The following is a 17,305-nucleotide window of genomic DNA, read 5'->3' on the forward strand; positions in this document are numbered from 1 at the left end:
AGCCGCGTTCACCGTGCCGCCACCAGGGCCTCGATTTCCGCAGCTCCCAAGGATCCGTCGCTGATCCACACGGGGATGCTCCGGCTCAGCATGTGGCCTGCTTTGAGTTCCACGGGTGAATCCCAAGCAAGGGCCGAGCCTACGGCCGGGTACCCGTCCAGCCGCACGAACCACGGATCAGCCGACTCTTGCGGCGCCCCGAACACCAAGGTGCCAGGTCCGCCGTCGAACTCTCCAGCCCACGCCAGCCACGGCGAAACCGATCCGTGAACGGCAGGTTCGCCGTCGGCTGTGGAGGAGAAGACGCGTGGCTGGCCATTGACGGGAAGCCGCCAGAAGAATCCACCGTAGCCACTACCGGCTGCGCCGTGGGAGCCCGGGCTGCCCAGCGCCAAATCCACGACGGCGGTCAGCTCGGTCCGTATGTCCAGGCGCCACGTGCGGTGGTCAACCACGGAACGCCCGTAAGTGCGCTTCTCGGTCAGGAGGGTGGTGCCGTCCGTGCCAATCCACTCAAGGTCAAGAACTGCGCTGTCCTGGTGGCGAACGCTGCGTCGGAGTTCGATCCGACCGTGATCCTCAAGGTCGAGATACCGTCCCGCAGTCCGCCGGTAGCTGCGGCCGCCCCAGAAGTTGGTGCCGTTGACGTCCTGCAGGGCGAAGCCCGCTCCTAAATGCCAGGCGTGGTCGATCGGCAGGTGGTCGGTCACCACGATGCCGGACTGCGTGCTGACGGGGTGCAGGTAAGGGCGCGGAGACAGGCCGCTGTCCAGGGCGGTCCCGGTCCGCAGCGTAATGACTGCATTGTTTGCTGTCTGGAACAGGGGTTCGGCGCCGGCTCGGTCGCGTGTGGCCCAGGGGAGCCCCAATTCCGAGAACGTGGCATTTGCTGTAGTGGCGCGATCCAGGACCTCCTCGATGCCAGGGATCACTGCATGCGCTTGCTCGCCCGTTCCCACCCACTCGATACTCGATGCGGGAATGGCCGTGGGCGCTTCAGCCGTGCGGATGGCCTCGAGGACCCGCATGAAGGCGCCGCTGTGGTCCAGAGGGCTCAGCAAAGGCGTTCCGTTGGACAGATGCTGGAGCAGGTTTTCTGTGAGGTCGTCGCGGCCGAAGGTGTGGGTGGTCTCACCGGCGCCCGTTGTCACGGTGACACGATCCTCGGTGTAGTGGAACACGGCCGTCCCTTCACTGCCGTGCAGCGTGATGTACGGTTCCACGGACTCGGTGGCACAGAGCGTGAGGGCGCACGTGATGGTCAGGCCGTCCGCGGTGCGGAGCCGGATCACGGATGTATCGTCGGACTCGATCTCATTGGCGCGGTAGAGGTCCGTGTCCACCGAAGCCAGCTGTTCGGCCTCCCGGGCATTGGCGATCCGGAGCGCAGTGGCGATCGCGTGGGCCAGCGGGTTGGTGGCCACGCCGTCCACCACATCAACACCGTCAATGCTGCGCTTCCCGGCCCATCGCGAGCGCTTGTAATAGGCGCGGTCCCTGACCCAGCGGCCTGTGGCGGAAATGCTCTTGAGCCTGCCAATAGCAGGAAGCTCGGGTGAAGCTACGCCCCGTGCGAGGCAAGCCAGCGCGGCGAGGGCATGCGATCCCAGGCTTTGGAAGCCGATCTGGACGCTGCGGCCGGAGTCACGGGCCGCCTGTTGGAGGTGGATGAAGTCCTTCATGGACGCGACGGGCGGCTTCTCCAGGTAGAGATCCGCCGAGGACGCCAGGACGGACAATGCCAGCGGAGCGTGGGTCTGGATAGGCGTAGCCACGATGATGACGTCCGGGCTGTGGTTTCCGGCGAGGAGCGAATCGAGGTCCGCGTACACGGCGGTGGTCTCCGGGAGCGCCCCGGAAGCCGGCGGGTTCGGATCTGCCACGGCCACGAGTTCCACCAGTCCCTGCGCCGAGAGCCTGTTGAGGTTGCCCAGATGGTGGAGGCCGAAGCCATGGACGCCAACCAAGGCAATCCTGGCAGGGGCCGTCTTCAGCGTCGGTGGGGCCTGCAGCCCTGGTGCGGCGGCGCTCAGTTCGGCGGATGGCGTGTCCATGTGGGCTCCTCTGGTGCATGCTGCGATCTGGGGCGGCAACGAGGGCGCTGACGCCTTCGTCACAGTATTTCCGGTAGCGGGATGTTCGGCCAAGGGGTGGGCACGTACTCGGTGGCAAGCGCTTTCCCGCATCCGCTCCTGCCAGTGTAGCGCGGACTCCACTCGAATGTAACGATTCAACTTTGCCCTTGACTCCCACGTGGGGATCGGTCTAGATTTCGTGAAACCGTTTACTTCAAAACTCGGCCCATTCCGGGGTTACCCCAACTGACTGGCACTTGTGGTTGCTCTGAGCCTTCAAAACAACAACAACTGCGAGTTACTTGGGCCTGTTCTGCAACGATGGAGAAAGGGGGAGTCCCATGGCGTCAGGTGCGTTTGGCTTCCGGGCCTACACGTTCTTCGACACACTCCTGTGGATTGCCTGCCTCAATGTCCTCTGGATCGCCTTCACGGTCATGGGTGGAGTGGTCCTTGGGGTCGGGCCAAGCACGGTGGCGGCCCACATTCTGGTCCGGGACAAGGTCCGCGGCAATTCTGCGCCCTTGTTCCGTCGCTTCGCCCGGGAGTATTTCAAGAACTTCGCCAAGGGCAACGTGCTCGGCCTGCCGGTGTTGCTGGTGGCGGCAGCACTCGTCCTGAACTGGGGCTACTTCTCCGGCGGCCGGGATCTCGGTTCGCAGCTTGCCTCCATTGCGGTCCTCCTGGCCATGCTGTTTGCCGCGGGTGCGGTCTGCCACCTCTTTCCGATGTACGCCCGCTACGAGTTGCCTTTGCCGCAGTACTTCCTCATGGCTTCCCGATTCACCATGCGCCACCTTGCCGGGACTGCCATCCTCCTGTTCATGACGGCCGCAGCAGTCTTCGCCTGCCGCGCGGTGCCCGGATTGCTGCCCTTCTTCGGGATCGGCGCCTGGCTGTACGTCACGGGATGGCTCTGTGACCGGTTCTTCACGGCCAACGACGATTCCGTGGCGGCTGCCGGCAGTCAAGCGCCCAGCGTGCCGGCGGACCACCCTGCGAAGGAGGCCAGCCTTGCGTGACTCCAACTCCAGGAAGAACCATGTCCTGCACCGTTCCCTCGATGTGCAGGGGCACTCCGGCGTCTCGATGGAGCCCCTCGGCGTGGGCATGAATGAAACGTATCAAAATGAACAGGGGGACCACCTGTGGACCATCAAGAGGTTCCACGGCGGGGTCCCGACAGACCCGACGGACACCAACCCCGAAGAAGTGGAAAAGGAACATCATGAACCGTAGAAAACCAACGCTCGCAGCCGCCGTCGTTGTTTCCGCAGCGCTTGCCCTGACAGCGTGTGGCGGAGGCGAAGCGCCCGCGGCCGATCTGAAAAGTGTCAGCATCATGGCGCCGTTCCTCGAAGCCCAGCCACCGTCGGCCGATGGCGCGGTGCAGAAGAAGCTTGAGGAATTGACCGGCAAGGACGTCAACATCACGTGGACGCCCAACTCCTCCTATGAAGACAAGATGAACATCACCCTGGCGTCGTCGGAGATTCCGCAGGTGCTGGTGGTACAAAGCAAGTCGCCGGGCTTCGTGAAGAACGCCGAAGCCGGAGCGTTCTGGGACCTCACGGACAAGCTCAAGGACTACCCGAACCTTAAGACCACCTTCCCGGAAGTCGAGCAGAACGCCAGCGTCAACGGCAAGGTGTACGGCGTCTTCCGGGCCCGGAACCCGATCCGTGCGGCCGTGATGTTCCGCCAGGACTGGCTGGACAAACTCGGCCTCAAGGCACCCGAAACGGTTGAAGACCTCTACAAAGTAGCCAAAGCCTTTACCGAGCAGGATCCTGACGGCAACGGCCAGAACGACACCTACGGCATCACCATCCCCAAGTGGGGCGCCTTGGGCACCAACAGCCCCTACGACATGATCGAAACGTGGTTCGGAGCGGGCAACCGTTGGACCGAACGCGACGGCAAGCTGGTCCCGAGCTTTGAAACGGACGAGTTCCTTGAGGCCGACCGCTTCATCAAGAAGATGGTGGACGAGAAGCTCATCAACCCGGACTTCGCCACCTTTGACGGCACCAAATGGAACGAGCCCTTCTTCAACGGCAAGGGCGGCATCATTGTGGATGTCGACTCCCGGGTCAGCGTGCTGATCAACCTCTTCAAGCAAGCCAACCCCAATGACTTCCAGAACAAGGTGGGCTTTGTGGGCAGCCTGAAGGGACCCGATGGCGAACTCCATGCCCACCCGACCGACGGCTACTCCGGCTTCCTGGCCATCCCCAAGTCCAGCGTCCGCACCGAAGGCGAACTGAAGAACGTCCTGCAGTTCCTGGACAAGATGAACAGCAAGGAAGTCGCCGTGTTGCTGAACAACGGCATCGAAGGCGTCAACTTCGCCGTCGAGGGCAACCTGGCCGCAACCATCAAGCCTGAAACGCCCGAAGGCAAGGTGGTCAACACTGACATCAAGAGCTACGCGCAACTGGGTACCAACGTCACGGGCAACAACTTTTACGCCGTCAAGCAGCCTTCCGAGTACGAGCAGAAGGTGTTCGACGACCGGGTGAAGGTCATGGCCGAGGACGTCAAGAGCGCCGTCTACAACCCGGCAGCCGCCTTCGTTTCGCCCACCTACGTGGCCAAGGGTGCGCAGCTGGACAACATCGTGGCCGATGCCCGCATCAAGTTCCTCGCCGGCCAGACCGACGAGCAGGGCCTGAAGGACGCCATCAAGCTGTGGAACACCAGCGGCGGTGACAAGGTCAAGGAAGAAATCAACAAGCTCTGGCAGGACAACAAGAAGTGACAGCGCCGGTAGTTGATGCCAAAGCTCCGGAGCGGGCGGCCACGCAGCCGCCCGCCCCGGCGCGGCGGCGCGGTTTTGCTGTCCACTTTGCCCATTACAAGTGGCTCTACCTGCTCCTGCTGCCGGGGGTTCTGTACTTCGCGATCTTCCGGTACGGACCCATGTACGGGGTCTCGATCGCGTTCAAGGATTACGTTCCGTTCCTGGGCGTCAACGGCAGCCCGTGGGTGGGGTTCACCAACTTCACGGATTTCTTTGCCAATCCTGACTTCCCCAGGCTTCTGGCCAACACCCTGATCCTGGCCTTCCTGAACCTGGGCATCGCCTTCCCCCTGACCATCGTGTTGGCCCTGCTGCTCAACGAGGTCCGGCTCTCGATCCTCAAGCGCACCGTCCAGACCCTCGTGTACATTCCGCACTTCCTGTCCTGGACCATCGTGGCCTCGTTGAGCTTCCTGCTCTTCGCCTTGGACATTGGCCCGCTGTTCCAGTTCGTCAACGGCCTGTTCGGCACCAACATCGACATCCTGTCCGACCCCAACTGGTTCCGGCCGCTGATCGTGCTCCAGGAGATCTGGAAGAACACGGGCTGGGGGACCATCATCTTCCTGGCCGCCCTGGCCACCGTTGACCAGGACCAGTACGAGGCTGCGATCATCGACGGTGCCGGAAGGTTCCGCCGGGTCTGGCACATCACGCTGCCCGGAATCCGGTCCACCATCATCGTGATGCTCATCCTGGCGATCGGGCAGATGCTGAACACCGGCTTCGAGCAGATCTACCTTATGACCAACGCACTCAACCGCAGCGTGGCCGACGTCTTCGATACCTATGTGTATTTTGTGGGCATCACCCAAGGCGCGTACAGCTACAGCACCGCCGTCGGGCTTTTCAAATCCCTGGTGGGCATCGTGCTGATCTTCGGCACCAACTGGCTGTCCAAGCGGTTCAACCAGAGCGGACTGTTCTAATGAAGATTCACAACACCCGCGGCGGCCGGGTCTTCGACGCTGCCAACTATGTGTTCCTGTCACTGATCGGGATCATCACCCTGCTGCCGTTCGTGTATGTCATGGCAGGCTCGTTTGCCACGGAAGCGGAGATCACGCGACGGGCCTTCTTCGTCTGGCCTGAGCAATTCACCTTGGGCTCCTACGAGTACATCTTTTCCACGCCAGCGTTCACCAAGGCCTTGCTCACCACCGTGCTGGTGACTCTGGTGGGCACGCTGATCCAATTGCTGCTCACGGTGACCATGGCATACCCCTTGGCCAAGCGCGGGTTGCGGGGCCGGAAGCTCATCCTTTCCCTGGTGGTTTTCGCCATGGTGTTCTCCGGCGGCATGATCCCCACCTTCCTGCTGGTGAAGGACCTGGGCCTGCTGAACACGTACTGGGCGTTGATCCTTCCGGCCGCGATCAACCCCTTCAGCCTGATCATCATCAAGAACTTCTTCCAGGAGCTCCCGGCGGAGCTGGAGGAATCGGCCAAGATGGACGGCGCAACGGAGATCGGCATTCTCTGGCGCATCCTCCTGCCGCTGTCGAAGCCCGTGCTGGCAACCTTCGCGCTGTTCTACGCCGTGGGCATCTGGAACGACTTCATGTCACCGCTGCTCTACCTCAGCGACAACAACATGTGGACGCTGCAGATGTACCTCCGCCAAGTCACCGCGGCCTCGGACCTGCTGGGTACGGGCAACGTGGATCCCACGTACATCCCGCCCGAACAAGGCGTGAAGTTCGCGGTGATCGTCGTGGCTACCCTGCCCATTCTTATCTTCTATCCCTTCCTCCAGAAGCACTTCGCCAAAGGCATGCTGATCGGCTCGGTCAAGGGCTAAGACTCAACCAAAGGACACCATGAAGATCCTCCTCGCAGGCGACTCCACCGTTGCCGCGTGCCCCAGCTTCGAGTTTCCGATGAGCGGCTGGGGTGCCCACCTCGCGCCCGAAACGTACTGGTGGGCGGCCGTTCACAATTACGCCAAGGGCGGCGCCACCACCGAATCGTTCCGGGAAGAAGGCCTGTGGCACCAACTGCTGCACCAGGCCGTCCAAGGCGACCTGGTACTGATCCAGTTTGGGCACAACGACCAGAAGCGTGACCACCTTGCGGCCCGTACCGGCTACGCGGAGAATCTCCGGCGCATGGTTGCCGAAGTGCGCTCGAAGGGTGGGATCCCGATTCTGTGTACATCGGTGGAACGCCGGCACTTTGAGTTGGGCGTCTTGCAAGAGACGCTCGGTGAGTTTCCCGCCGTCGTGCGTGAACTCGGCGGCGAGTTCGGGCTTGAGGTGATCGACCTCAACACCTGGACCCGCGCCCTGTACCAGGAACTCGGGGAGGAGGGCTCCAAGGAGCTGTTCTTCCATTTCGCGCCGGGAGAGCACGCCCACTGGGCCGGCGGGCTGGAGGACAACACCCACTTCCACGAGAAGGGCGCCCGCATGATCGCGGCCCACGTGGCCGGGCAGTTGGAGTCGCTTGGCTATGGTTTGGCTTCTTCGCTCCGGACGGCGGCTTCGGCTTGAACGTGGTGTACCGGAACCCTTTGCGGGGGCCCGACGATGTGTCGGACTGGGTGGCCGAAGGTCCGGTGACGGCGGGAACGTACGACGCCGGCGGACTGGGGGCGGCTTCCGCGGTGGCCGACGGTGCCGCTGAAGCAGAGGGCGGCGGCGTTGCAGCAGGGGGCAGCGCCTTGCTGCTCTCCGGTTCGGTGGATGCGGACGAATTCGGCGACCACGCCCATTGGACGCTGTGGTGCCCGGAGGAACTGCCGGACCACGTTCGAATCAGTTGGGACTTCATGCCGGTTGAGGAGCCGGGCCTGGCCATGGTGTTTTTCTCTGCCCGGGGCCATGGTGGCGAGGACCTGTTCTCTCCGCGGTTGTCGCCGCGCACCGGCTTCTACCCGCAGTACCACTCCGGCGACATGGACGCGCTCCACGTCTCCTACTTCCGCCATAAGTACGCCTCTGAACGGGCCTTCCGGACCTGTAACCTGCGCAAGAGTGCCGGGTTCGAACTTGTGGCCCAGGGGGCCGACCCTCTCCCGCCGGCCGAGGACGCCAGTGGCTTCTACCGCATGGAGGTCATCAAAGATGGAGCCCGCGTGGCCTTCTCCATCAACGGACTTCCATTGTTCGATTGGGTGGATCCCGCTGAGGCACCGCTTGGCGGCGGATACTTTGGCATCAGGCAGATGGCGCCGCTCGTGGCGGCCTACCGAAACCTGGTTGTTGAAGCACTGTGACAGGCACCACCCTGCCATGACGTAGGATGTCCTCACCTCCGTAATTCCCACTCCTCACCCTGGAACGGACCATGCCACTCTTCGACCTTCCCCTTGAACAGCTCCGCGACTACACGTCAGGCGCCGTGCCGCCGGCCGACCTGGACACCTTCTGGGACCGGACCATCGCTGAGGCCCGGCTGTTTCCGTTGGACGCCGTCTTCGAGCCCGTGGACAACGACCTCAGCGTCATCGACACCTTCGACGTCACGTTCTCCGGCTTCGGCGGAAACCGGATCAAGGGCTGGTTGCACGTCCCGGCGCATCGCGATGCCGGGGAACGCCTTCCCGTGGTGGTCGAATACATCGGCTACTCCGGCGGCCGCGGGCTGGTCAACCAGAACACCCGCTGGGCCCAGGCCGGGTATGCGCACTTCATCATGGACACCCGGGGCCAGGGTTACGGTGGCGTTTCCGGGGACACTCCGGACCCGCACCCCTCTGCCGGTGGGGTGAACTACGCCGGCCTCATGACCCGCGGCTCCGGCCATCAGGACGAGTACTATTTCCGGCGCGTCTACACCGACGCCTTCCGGGCGGTCGAAGCGGCTCAGCAGCATCCCGCCGTCGACCCTTCCAAGGTTGTCCTGGCGGGCGTCAGCCAGGGCGGCGGCATCACGGTCGCCACTGCGGGACTCACAGCGGGAAGGCTCGACGGCGTCATCGCCGCGCTGCCGGATGTCCCCTTCCTGCAGGACTTTACACGGGCGATCGATATTGCGCCGCGGGGCCCGTACCCGGAGATTGCCTCGTTCCTTGGGCGGCACCGCGACCGCTATGAGTCCACCTTGGCGGTGCTGAACTACTTCGATGGGGTCCACTTGGGCCGTGCTGCCTCGGTACCGGCGCTGTTCTCCGCCGCCCAGATGGACGACATCTGCCCGCCGTCCACGGTGTTCGCGAGCTACAACGCCTACGGTCTGGCAGGCGGATCGCCTGAGAAGGACGTAGAGGTGTACCGCTTCAACAACCACGAGGGCGGGCAGGAACACCACTGGATCAAGCAATTGCAGTTCCTGCGCAAACTCTTGTCATCATGACGGACGCGATTTGCCGGGTGTGATCCCGCGCGGTTATGGTGTGGCTATGACTAAGCGTTGGTATGCGTATTTTTCGTTGGCTCTGGAGGGGCCCGCGTCTAACTGACACGCATCCAACTTTCCTTCAGAGCCAACAGGGCAGAGATCATTCTCTGCCCTTCGCCATATCCGGCGGGTTCTGAAAAGGGGCCCGCTCCGCATCCCGGACAGGACCCAGAAAATGACCAGCATCGCCCCGGAATCTTTGACCTCGAACAGTTCGCAGCCTGCGACGTCCAACCTTCGCGTCGCCCGTTTCGAGCCGCTTCCGGCACCCCAGGACCTCATCGCCGAGTTGCCGCTGGACGCCCGCTCAGCTGCCGTCGTCGACCGTGGCCGTGACGAAGTCCGGGCCATTATGGACGGCGTGGATGACCGGCTCCTGGTCATTGTTGGCCCATGCTCCATCCACGATCCCAAGGCGGGCCTCGAATACGCCCGCCGCTTGGTGAGCCAGGCCGAGAAGCACAAGGAAGACCTGCTGATCGTCATGCGGACGTACTTCGAGAAGCCGCGCACCACGGTTGGCTGGAAGGGCCTCATCAACGATCCGCACCTGGACGGCAGCCACGACATCGCGGCCGGCCTGCGTGCGGCCCGGGGCTTCCTGAAGCAGGTCACGTCCTTGGGCTTGCCCACTGCCACCGAATTCCTTGAGCCGATCAGCCCGCAGTACATGGCCGACCTCGTCTCGTGGGGTGCCATCGGCGCCCGCACCACCGAGAGCCAGATCCACCGTCAGCTCGCCTCTGGCCTGTCCATGCCCATCGGTTTCAAGAACGGCACCGACGGCGACCTTCAGGTGGCCATCGACGCGTGTGGGGCCTCCGCTGCCGAGCAAGCCTTCCTGGGAATCGACGACGACGGCCGGGCAGCTTTGGTGGCGACGGCCGGAAATCCTGATACCCACGTGATCCTGCGGGGCGGGCGCAAGGGGCCGAACTACTCCGAGGCCGACGTCGCAGCAGCTTCGTCCAAGCTGGCGGGCAAGGGACTCAACCCGCGGTTGATCGTCGATGCCAGCCACGCCAACAGCGGCAAGAGCCATCACCGGCAGGCCGAGGTCGCCCTGGAAATCGGCGCGCAGCTTGAGGCCGGTGCCTCTTCCCCCATTGCCGGGGTGATGCTGGAGAGCTTCCTCGCGGGTGGCGCGCAGAACCTTGACGTTGCCAAGCAGTTGGCGGGGGAGCAGGAACTTGTCTACGGCCAAAGCGTCACGGATGCCTGCATGGAATGGGACGTTACGGCTTCCGTGCTGGAGCAGCTCGCAGCCTCGGCCAGGAAGCGCCGCCTGGCAACCGCGGAGTAGGCGGCGCACTCAAGGATTGGAACCCGTTTCGTGGTCTCGCTGCGCAGGATGCCGTGCGCACGGCACTGCCTGCAGCGTGGCCACGAAATGGGCGGGCTCGAGGTCGGGATTTATGGCGATTGGACCCCGGAGTGGGTTCCCACTTAGGCCCAAGCTCTTTCACATTGGCCCCATCAGCCTCTAGAGTATCTAGCACATGGTTGTTTGATGGCTCAGCATCGGCACACCGTTCTACTGGGGGTGTCCTACTGTCTGAGAGCAAAGGAATATGGGAAATGTCCGCAGAGACTAACTTCTCGAACGCGCGTTTCATGACGGTGGCTGAAGTAGCCGACGTCTTGCGTGTTTCCAAAATGACTGTGTATCGACTGGTTCACTCAGGGGAGATGCCCGCCGTCAGGTTCGGCCGATCCTTCCGGGTTCCGGAAGAGGCCGTTGCCCAGTACCTCAAAGGTGCTGTTGTGGACGGGCAATCGGAGACCGCCTGAGCCCTTGCCAAAGTCCGTGTGACGGTCAGTGGTCATTGGGTGCCCCTGTGAAGCGGTACCCTGTTAAGGAACGTTTTACGTCATTGTAAGAATCTGTCAGTTGTACCGTCTGCTGCTTTGTCCGCGGATCCGTTCCAACAGACAGGACCTTCATCTAGTTTGTAAGGAACTTTCGTGGGTTCAGTTATCAAGAAGCGCCGCAAGCGTATGGCCAAGAAGAAGCACCGCAAGCTGCTTCGCAAGACCCGCCACCAGCGCCGCAATAAGAAGTAGAGATACTTCATCAAGCGTGAATGCCCGTTGCCTGCCAAGGCGGCGGGCATTTTTGCACCCCCGGACCCTCTCTCACCGAATCCCCCCAAATTCCAAACCGTCGCTCACCGTTGGTGCCTTTTTCGGCAACCCTCTCTCACCGAACCGCCCGTTTGGTGCGGACGCTCTCTCACGGAACTGCCGGTTTGGGGGGACGCTCTCTCACGGGACCGCCGGTTTGGGGGGACGCTCTCTCACGGGACCGCCGGTTTGGGGGGACGCTCTCTCACGGGACCGCCGGTTTGTGGGGACGCTCTCTCACCGTCCCGACGCGAAACCGGATTCGACCGACGGATCCGTCCATCCGGTTCGGAGTGCCTTCTTGATTTCGACTATTGCCTTGTTGAAGCCGTCCGACAGACAGTCCTTCCCGAAGACAAGGACTGTCCACCCCGCCGCTTCGAAGGCCCTATCCCGACGTCGATCACTAAAGATCTGCTCCTCCGAAAGGTGATGTCCGCCGTCATATTGAATGGCCACGCGCCGCTCCCGAAATCCAAGGTCCGCAGACGGCGAGAATGGATCGTTCGGGCGAAGTCGCACCTGCAAGTCCGGCTCCGCGACGCCCGCGTCGAGCATTGCCAGTCGTAGCAGGGACTCGGGAACGGAGTCGGCTCCGACGCGCATCAGATCCAGGGCTTCACGGGCGCGCACCACTCCTTGAAGATTCCTGTGCCGTGCTATCAGCGCGCGAAGGTCACTGATTGATGCATATGGGGTGTCCCGGCCTTCAAACTCAGGCCGGGGAACGCGAATGAGCTGATCTCCGACGCAAACGAGTTCCCTCAAGGGCAATTGGCGTGCCAAGTCCAGCCAGGTTCGGGGCCGCGTGCTCATCCACATGCCGTGTGCGAACTCGATTTCAGAGTCGACGATAACCACCGTATGTCCGATGACACCCCGTCGACGAACAGAAGGCAGTTTCCGGGGCTTGCTGAGGTGTAACTCGTTCGAATCGGCCAGCCACGGCGGCAAGTAAAGGCCTTGGAGCCGCGCCGCTGTTACATGCGAAATCCAGGCGCCCGGACTTGCGGCCGAAAGGGACCGGGCCGCGGAGGCTAAATCGAATTCCCAGTCCGAAGGCCTGAAGATTCCCTGACTGACCCCCTCGATCGAACTCCGCTTCCAAAGCTGCCGCTTCCCTACGCCGAACGCCTCGGCTTGGTTGAGGGTAAATGGCGCAGAAGCCAGTGCTTGCGGAAACGTCGAGGGTTTTTGCATACGGGCATTCTTGCCCAGAAGGCCCCCTGTCTGCAGAAGTTATCCACAGGCCGTCGGGCGTTGGCCTCCCGTGGTGAGAGAGGGTCGGGTGGGAAGGGTGGTTTGGTGAGAGAGGGTCGGGTGGGAAGGGTGGTTTGGTGAGAGAGGGTCGGGTGGGAAGGGTGGTTTGGTGAGAGAGGGTCGGGTGGGGAGGGGGGTGTTTGGTGAGAGAGCGTCGGTGGGGTGGGGGTGTTTGGTGAGAGAGCGTTGGCTAGCGGGGGCTGCGGAAGCGGCTGAATCCGCGCCACAGGCCGTAGATGGCGCCGCCCACGGTTGCCGCCTTCAGCCCGAGGGTGGCTGCGCGGCGGCCCGAACGGAAGTCGTACACCGGCCAGTTGTGCTCGCGGGCGTGCCGGCGCAGCCGGGCATCCGGGTTGATGACCACGGGGTGGCCAACCAACGTGAGCAAAGGAATGTCGTTGGCGGAGTCGCTGTAAGCCCAGCAATGGTCCAGGTCCAGGCCCTCGCGGTCCGCAACGAGCTGGACAGCCACAGCCTTCGCCGGACCGTGCAGGATGTCGCCCACGAGCCTGCCAGTGTAGGTGCCGTTCTCAATCTCGCCGACGGTTCCCAGTGCGCCAGTTAAACCGAGCCGCGTGGAAATGACGGTAGCCACCTCGATGGGAGTGGCTGTGACGAGCCAGACTTTGCGGCCAACCCGCAAGTGCTGTTCGGCCAATGCCTTGGTACCCGGCCAGATCCGCGACTCGATCATCTCGTCATAGACCTCTTCGCCAAGGGCCTTGATGTCGTCGACCGAAATGCCTGCAGCCAAGGTCAGCGCGGAGTCACGGACGGCATGGACGTCTTCCATGTTCTCGCCACGCATCACGAACTTGAACTGCTTCCACGCGAAGCCGGCAGCCTGGGACAGCGTGAAGGCCTTGCGCTCGTACATTTTGCGGGCCACATGGAAGAGGCTGGCGCCCTTCATCAGGGTGTTGTCGACGTCGAAGAAAGCGGCCTCGCCGGTGTGCTGCGGCACCTTGGCATCTGCGAGCACAGCGGCGTCCTTCTCGTCGGGCATGCCTTGAGTCTAGTCAATTGCAGGTGCCTCGCGCTTCGCGCCATGGTCGGACGCCGCAGGGGCGCTGCCGCCGCAGCCGGTAACGTTGAGTCATGCCTATTCCCGACGTCGTCCTCCTCACCAAAGCTGACTGCCACCTGTGCACCGCGGCGCGTGCCGCCGTCGAACGCGTCACCTCAGGCCTGGGCGTGCAGTGGAGCGAAACATCGATCGACGGTGACGCGACCCTCCGTGACCGGTATGCCGAGGAGATTCCGGTGCTGTTGGTGGATGGCGTACAGCGCGACTTCTGGACCATCGATGAGCAGCGACTCACCCGTCTTTTGAAGAAAGCGCTGGAGGGCTAAGGGGCGCCGCTCACGGAAGGAAATGGCTTTTTGTTGAGCCCGGTCAGGGGCCATAGAGTGGAACAACAAGCGACGCAATGGAGAATACCGTGACTGCGCTGGAACCGTCACCGGAGGCAACAACCGGGGACAACGAACCTGCCGCCAAGCAGATCCCGCCCGCGGCTGTGGCCCGGATGACCCTCTATTTGCGTGCGCTCAACTCCCTCCTTGCCGAAGGCGTGGAACGCGTTTCTTCGGATGCACTGGCGGAGGCCTCCGGCGTCAGTTCATCGACGCTGCGGAAGGACCTTTCCTATGTCGGTTCGTACGGAACCCGCGGAGTAGGGTACGAGGTCCAGTACTTGAGCCGGCACATCGCCGCTGCCCTCGGACTGACGCACGACTGGAAAGTGGCAATCGTCGGTGCCGGTAACCTGGGCAAGGCGCTGGCCCGGTACGGTGGCTTCGAATCCCGGGGCTTCGACGTGGTGGCCATTTTCGATGCCGACCCCATGGTGATCGGCAACGAGGTTGGCTGGCTCAGGGTCAGCGACTCGGCAGAACTGGAGCGGGTTCTGGAGCGCACGCACACCAACATGGTGGTTCTTGCCCTCCCGGCAACGGTGGCACAGGAAGTATGTGATCGCGTGATCGGGGCCGGAATCCGCAGCATCCTCAGCTTCGCCCCCGTGCTCCTCCAGGTACCCCCGCACGTCAACCTTCGCAAGGTGGACATGGCCACGGAACTCCAGATTCTTGCCTACCACGCACAACGGGCGCAGACACCGGGTCAGGCCGTTTAGCCTTCGCCGGGTCCGCGCCCGCTGGTCAGTTCTGTTTGGGCTCAGCGGCCGTACGGGTTGCCGAACGCCTGCTGCTTGCGGAAGTAAGGTGCCGACGCCGGCAGGTACAGCATGACGATTGCCGCGACTCCCAACAGGATCACCAGCAGCTGCAGGATGCCGTACGTTGCGCCGAACTGGAACAGGCCGGTCAGGCCAAGGACCGAGATGGCGGCGAAGACGGTACCGAGGATGCGGGCCCAGTTCTTGCCCTTGCGGACAGGGAATGCCACCAGCGCATAGAGTCCGAGGGACACGATGGCACCGATCACCGCGCCAACGGTGATGGCGCCCTTCATTCCTTCAAGGGAACCTTCAGGGAACTCGGTGCCCTGGGCTGCCGCCTGCTGGACCATGGAATTGATGAACGCATCAGAACCTGTGGTTGCCAGGAGCAGTGAGCTGATGGCCGAGAGGATACCGGCGGCCACGATCATCCAGAAGGCGATGTTGACCATCTGGGGGACCGTGCTGGGACCCGGTTGCTGACTGGGCCAGTTGGTGTCCTGGCCGTACTGCGGGACGGCCTGGCCATAGGGCGATCCGGGCTGCTGGCCGTAGGGAGAGGGCTGCTGGCCGTACTGGGGAGCCTGCTGGCCGTACTGCGGCGCGGACTGCTGCCCGTACTGGGGAGCGTTCGGAGCCTGCTGGCCGTATTGCGGCGCGGCCGGCTGGCCGTATTGCGGAGCGTTGGGTTCGGACTGTTGGCCGTATTGCGGCGCCGAAGGCTGGGACCCCTGCTGTTCCGGAGTGGAATCGCCCGGGTTTGACGGCGGGTAGGGAGGGTTGCTCATGGCATTCCTTTGCTTGGTCGACGGCTGATACTGCTGGGGTCAACAAGAACAAAGTGCCCCCACCATGGTTCTGAATCCACCGTACCCCCAGCCTCCCGGTGGTACGGAGGATCACACGCAGGAATTTCCCGTGCGTGGAGAAATCATCACGCAGGCGTACATAGCCGTACTCCTGCATGATGAAGGCCGCGGGCCTCCGTTGGGAGGCCCGCGGCCTTCATCATCGCTGCTGTTAGTGCACGACGGCGGTACCCGGGTTTCGCGTCAGGCGGTGCCCTTGACTGCCTTGAACCAGAGCTGCGAGTTCGGGAGCCACATGAGGACGACGGCAACGGCGCTGACCAGGAACCCGAACCAGTTGCTGCCCAGGCCTGCGCTGGGACCGCCCATGTTGATGGAACCAAAAATGGCCAGAAGCAAAGAGACTGCTGCAAGAACCGTGAGGGCCAGCCGTGCCCACTCTTTGCCTTCCTTCATCTTCATGGCCAGGACAACCTGCGCTGCTGCGACGGCAAGGCTGATGATCAGCAGGATCAGCGCGACAGCTGCCAGCCCCGGTATGAAGGCGAAGGCCGCGATGATGGCGAAGAGTCCGATCAGCCCGAACAGCAGGCCGAGCAGTCCCGAAATCACCCAGATGAAGTAGGACACCTTCAGCTCCGTGGGCAGCCCCTGGACTTTGAAGATGCCTGAGAAGCCGCCTTGGGGGAGGACGTCGTTGAAATTGCGCGGTCCGTCCGTGGGCATTTCGAAGTGGAAACCACCCTGCTGGCCCTGTCCTGGCTGGCCGGGACCCGGCTGCTGGTACTGGGGCGGCTGGTTTTGGGCGGGCTGCTGGTACTGGCCGGGCTGCTGGTACTGGCCCGGCTGCGACGGCGGCTGGTAGCCCTGGGGTGGTTGGTAGCCCTGCGGAGGCTGGTAACCCGCAGGAGGAACATTGCCGGGCTGCTGTGGCTCGGAGCCGGGCTGCTGAGGCTGTGGTGCTTCGTCTGGGTTACTCATGGCATCACTGTAGACCGCGGGTTGAGGGTTGCATAGGAAATTTGGGGCCAACTCGCAGCCAAATACCGGGTGTGTGCCGAACAATGGACGGGTGATTTCCGAGTATGCGAAACGGCGCCCCCGCACACCAAAGATGGGCGGGGGCGCCGTGGGGCCGCTTCCAGCGAAAAGGCTAGGCGGCAGCCGGTGCAATGAAGGCGAGTTCAAGGTTGATGACAACCTTGTCGCTGACCAGGACACCGCCGGCTTCCAGGACGGCGTTCCAGGTAAGGCCGAATTCCTTGCGGCTGATGGTGGTTTCACCGGAGACGCCTGCACGGGTGTTGCCGAACGGGTCCACGGCCACGCCGTTGAACTCGGTCTCGATGGCAACTTCCTTGGTGACGCCCTTGATGGTGAGATCGCCCACGAGGTCGAAGCCGTCACCGTTGGCCTTCACGTGGCGGGAGACGAACGTGATCTCCGGGAACTTCTCCACGTCGAAGAAGTCCTCGCCCTTGACGTGGCCGTCGCGGTTGACGTCGCCCGAGTCGAAGCTGGCGGTCTGGATGGAAGCGGTCACCTTGGAATCGGTCAGGGCCTCGCCAACTTCCAGCGTGGCTTCGGCTTCCTTGAACTGGCCGCGGACCTTGCTGATGCCCGCGTGGCGCACGGTAAAGGCGATCTCGCTGTGGGAGTTGTCCAGGGTCCAGGTGCCGGTGGAGACGTTGGCGGGAAGAGTCATCATGG

General features: G+C 63.0%; 20 protein-coding genes. 15 read left to right on the plus strand and 5 right to left on the minus strand.

Annotated elements, in window-relative coordinates:
- Window positions 1-8 precede the first annotated feature (8 nt).
- Window positions 9-2,054: a DUF6807 family protein gene (locus ACIQT2_RS15815; RefSeq protein ID WP_402948213.1), complete on the minus strand. Its 2,046-nt coding sequence runs from the start codon at window positions 2,052-2,054 to the stop codon at window positions 9-11.
- A gap of 362 nt (window positions 2,055-2,416) precedes the next feature.
- Between ACIQT2_RS15815 and ACIQT2_RS15820 the strand changes: the two genes are divergently transcribed.
- From ACIQT2_RS15820 to ACIQT2_RS15870, 11 genes are all read left to right on the plus strand, one after another.
- Window positions 2,417-3,097, plus strand: a complete 681-nt coding sequence (locus ACIQT2_RS15820; protein ID WP_402948216.1) for a YesL family protein — start codon at window positions 2,417-2,419, stop codon at window positions 3,095-3,097.
- Window positions 3,090-3,314, plus strand: coding sequence for a hypothetical protein (locus ACIQT2_RS15825; protein ID WP_402948219.1), 225 nt, complete (start codon window positions 3,090-3,092; stop codon window positions 3,312-3,314). The genes ACIQT2_RS15820 and ACIQT2_RS15825 overlap by 8 nt, the downstream gene beginning before the upstream one ends.
- Entirely contained in the window at window positions 3,304-4,836 is a 1,533-nt protein-coding gene (locus ACIQT2_RS15830) for an extracellular solute-binding protein (protein ID WP_402948222.1), read from the plus strand. The genes ACIQT2_RS15825 and ACIQT2_RS15830 overlap by 11 nt, the downstream gene beginning before the upstream one ends.
- Window positions 4,833-5,807, plus strand: a complete 975-nt coding sequence (locus ACIQT2_RS15835; RefSeq protein WP_400337114.1) for an ABC transporter permease — start codon at window positions 4,833-4,835, stop codon at window positions 5,805-5,807. The genes ACIQT2_RS15830 and ACIQT2_RS15835 overlap by 4 nt, the downstream gene beginning before the upstream one ends.
- A complete protein-coding gene (locus ACIQT2_RS15840) occupies window positions 5,807-6,679 on the plus strand; it encodes a carbohydrate ABC transporter permease (RefSeq protein ID WP_397325595.1) in 873 nt (290 codons plus the stop codon). Before ACIQT2_RS15835 ends, ACIQT2_RS15840 begins: the two co-directional genes overlap by 1 nt.
- A 19-nt stretch (window positions 6,680-6,698) precedes the next feature.
- Window positions 6,699-7,370, plus strand: coding sequence for a rhamnogalacturonan acetylesterase (locus ACIQT2_RS15845; protein ID WP_402948226.1), 672 nt, complete (start codon window positions 6,699-6,701; stop codon window positions 7,368-7,370).
- Between the two features lie 2 nt (window positions 7,371-7,372).
- Complete coding sequence (locus ACIQT2_RS15850; RefSeq protein ID WP_402948457.1) at window positions 7,373-8,095, plus strand: DUF1961 family protein; 723 nt, start codon at window positions 7,373-7,375, stop codon at window positions 8,093-8,095.
- 71 nt (window positions 8,096-8,166) lie between these two features.
- Entirely contained in the window at window positions 8,167-9,174 is a 1,008-nt protein-coding gene (locus ACIQT2_RS15855; RefSeq protein WP_402948228.1) for an acetylxylan esterase, read from the plus strand.
- 220 nt (window positions 9,175-9,394) lie between these two features.
- Window positions 9,395-10,522, plus strand: coding sequence for a 3-deoxy-7-phosphoheptulonate synthase (locus tag ACIQT2_RS15860; RefSeq protein ID WP_402948231.1), 1,128 nt, complete (start codon window positions 9,395-9,397; stop codon window positions 10,520-10,522).
- Between the two features lie 275 nt (window positions 10,523-10,797).
- Window positions 10,798-11,010, plus strand: coding sequence for a helix-turn-helix domain-containing protein (locus tag ACIQT2_RS15865; protein ID WP_017199160.1), 213 nt, complete (start codon window positions 10,798-10,800; stop codon window positions 11,008-11,010).
- Between the two features lie 174 nt (window positions 11,011-11,184).
- Window positions 11,185-11,283 (plus strand): 30S ribosomal protein bS22, encoded by a 99-nt coding sequence (locus ACIQT2_RS15870; protein ID WP_003792170.1) that lies wholly within the window; start codon window positions 11,185-11,187, stop codon window positions 11,281-11,283.
- 297 nt (window positions 11,284-11,580) lie between these two features.
- Here ACIQT2_RS15870 and ACIQT2_RS15875 read toward each other — a convergent pair whose 3' ends face one another.
- Together ACIQT2_RS15875 and ACIQT2_RS15880 are read right to left on the minus strand one after the other, a co-directional pair.
- Window positions 11,581-12,543, minus strand: a complete 963-nt coding sequence (locus ACIQT2_RS15875; protein WP_402948234.1) for an endonuclease domain-containing protein — start codon at window positions 12,541-12,543, stop codon at window positions 11,581-11,583.
- 250 nt (window positions 12,544-12,793) lie between these two features.
- Window positions 12,794-13,609 carry an HAD family hydrolase gene (locus tag ACIQT2_RS15880; RefSeq protein ID WP_402948236.1) on the minus strand — a complete coding sequence of 272 codons (816 nt, stop codon included), beginning with the start codon at window positions 13,607-13,609 and terminating at the stop codon, window positions 12,794-12,796.
- A 92-nt stretch (window positions 13,610-13,701) separates the two neighbouring features.
- Between ACIQT2_RS15880 and ACIQT2_RS15885 the strand changes: the two genes are divergently transcribed.
- The 4 genes from ACIQT2_RS15885 to ACIQT2_RS15900 all read left to right on the plus strand — a co-directional run bounded on the left by ACIQT2_RS15885 (window position 13,702) and on the right by ACIQT2_RS15900 (window position 15,550).
- Window positions 13,702-13,956 carry a glutaredoxin family protein gene (locus tag ACIQT2_RS15885; protein ID WP_400337126.1) on the plus strand — a complete coding sequence of 85 codons (255 nt, stop codon included), beginning with the start codon at window positions 13,702-13,704 and terminating at the stop codon, window positions 13,954-13,956.
- A 77-nt stretch (window positions 13,957-14,033) separates the two neighbouring features.
- Window positions 14,034-14,741 (plus strand): redox-sensing transcriptional repressor Rex, encoded by a 708-nt coding sequence (locus ACIQT2_RS15890; RefSeq protein WP_397325588.1) that lies wholly within the window; start codon window positions 14,034-14,036, stop codon window positions 14,739-14,741.
- Window positions 14,742-15,143: 402 nt separating this feature from the next.
- Window positions 15,144-15,269, plus strand: a complete 126-nt coding sequence (locus ACIQT2_RS15895) for a hypothetical protein (protein ID WP_402948239.1) — start codon at window positions 15,144-15,146, stop codon at window positions 15,267-15,269.
- The gene (locus ACIQT2_RS15900) at window positions 15,263-15,550 is read left to right on the plus strand and encodes a hypothetical protein (RefSeq protein ID WP_402948242.1); all 288 of its coding nucleotides are present in this window, start codon (window positions 15,263-15,265) and stop codon (window positions 15,548-15,550) included. Before ACIQT2_RS15895 ends, ACIQT2_RS15900 begins: the two co-directional genes overlap by 7 nt.
- Before the next feature lie 288 nt (window positions 15,551-15,838).
- Here ACIQT2_RS15900 and ACIQT2_RS15905 read toward each other — a convergent pair whose 3' ends face one another.
- Window positions 15,839-16,576, minus strand: coding sequence for a hypothetical protein (locus ACIQT2_RS15905; RefSeq protein ID WP_400337127.1), 738 nt, complete (start codon window positions 16,574-16,576; stop codon window positions 15,839-15,841).
- Window positions 16,577-16,748: 172 nt separating this feature from the next.
- Window positions 16,749-17,300, minus strand: a complete 552-nt coding sequence (locus ACIQT2_RS15910) for a YceI family protein (protein ID WP_402948460.1) — start codon at window positions 17,298-17,300, stop codon at window positions 16,749-16,751.
- Window positions 17,301-17,305 lie beyond the last annotated feature (5 nt).

Origin of the sequence: Paenarthrobacter sp. NPDC090522, from assembly GCF_044769225.1 — a bacterium.
In the GTDB taxonomy this organism is placed as follows: domain Bacteria; phylum Actinomycetota; class Actinomycetes; order Actinomycetales; family Micrococcaceae; genus Arthrobacter.

What these genes read in the sequence shown, in the direction of transcription:
- ACIQT2_RS15815 (WP_402948213.1), bottom strand. Translation starts at nt 2,054, where the DNA reads ATGGACACGCCATCCGCCGAACTGAGCGCCGCCGCACCAGGGCTGCAG.
- ACIQT2_RS15820 (WP_402948216.1), top strand. Translation starts at nt 2,417, where the DNA reads ATGGCGTCAGGTGCGTTTGGCTTCCGGGCCTACACGTTCTTCGACACA.
- ACIQT2_RS15830 (WP_402948222.1), top strand. Translation starts at nt 3,304, where the DNA reads ATGAACCGTAGAAAACCAACGCTCGCAGCCGCCGTCGTTGTTTCCGCA.
- ACIQT2_RS15840 (WP_397325595.1), top strand. Translation starts at nt 5,807, where the DNA reads ATGAAGATTCACAACACCCGCGGCGGCCGGGTCTTCGACGCTGCCAAC.
- ACIQT2_RS15845 (WP_402948226.1), top strand. Translation starts at nt 6,699, where the DNA reads ATGAAGATCCTCCTCGCAGGCGACTCCACCGTTGCCGCGTGCCCCAGC.
- ACIQT2_RS15855 (WP_402948228.1), top strand. Translation starts at nt 8,167, where the DNA reads ATGCCACTCTTCGACCTTCCCCTTGAACAGCTCCGCGACTACACGTCA.
- ACIQT2_RS15860 (WP_402948231.1), top strand. Translation starts at nt 9,395, where the DNA reads ATGACCAGCATCGCCCCGGAATCTTTGACCTCGAACAGTTCGCAGCCT.
- ACIQT2_RS15865 (WP_017199160.1), top strand. Translation starts at nt 10,798, where the DNA reads ATGTCCGCAGAGACTAACTTCTCGAACGCGCGTTTCATGACGGTGGCT.
- ACIQT2_RS15875 (WP_402948234.1), bottom strand. Translation starts at nt 12,543, where the DNA reads ATGCAAAAACCCTCGACGTTTCCGCAAGCACTGGCTTCTGCGCCATTT.
- ACIQT2_RS15880 (WP_402948236.1), bottom strand. Translation starts at nt 13,609, where the DNA reads ATGCCCGACGAGAAGGACGCCGCTGTGCTCGCAGATGCCAAGGTGCCG.
- ACIQT2_RS15885 (WP_400337126.1), top strand. Translation starts at nt 13,702, where the DNA reads ATGCCTATTCCCGACGTCGTCCTCCTCACCAAAGCTGACTGCCACCTG.
- ACIQT2_RS15890 (WP_397325588.1), top strand. Translation starts at nt 14,034, where the DNA reads ATGGAGAATACCGTGACTGCGCTGGAACCGTCACCGGAGGCAACAACC.
- ACIQT2_RS15895 (WP_402948239.1), top strand. Translation starts at nt 15,144, where the DNA reads ATGAACGCATCAGAACCTGTGGTTGCCAGGAGCAGTGAGCTGATGGCC.
- ACIQT2_RS15905 (WP_400337127.1), bottom strand. Translation starts at nt 16,576, where the DNA reads ATGAGTAACCCAGACGAAGCACCACAGCCTCAGCAGCCCGGCTCCGAG.
- ACIQT2_RS15910 (WP_402948460.1), bottom strand. Translation starts at nt 17,300, where the DNA reads ATGACTCTTCCCGCCAACGTCTCCACCGGCACCTGGACCCTGGACAAC.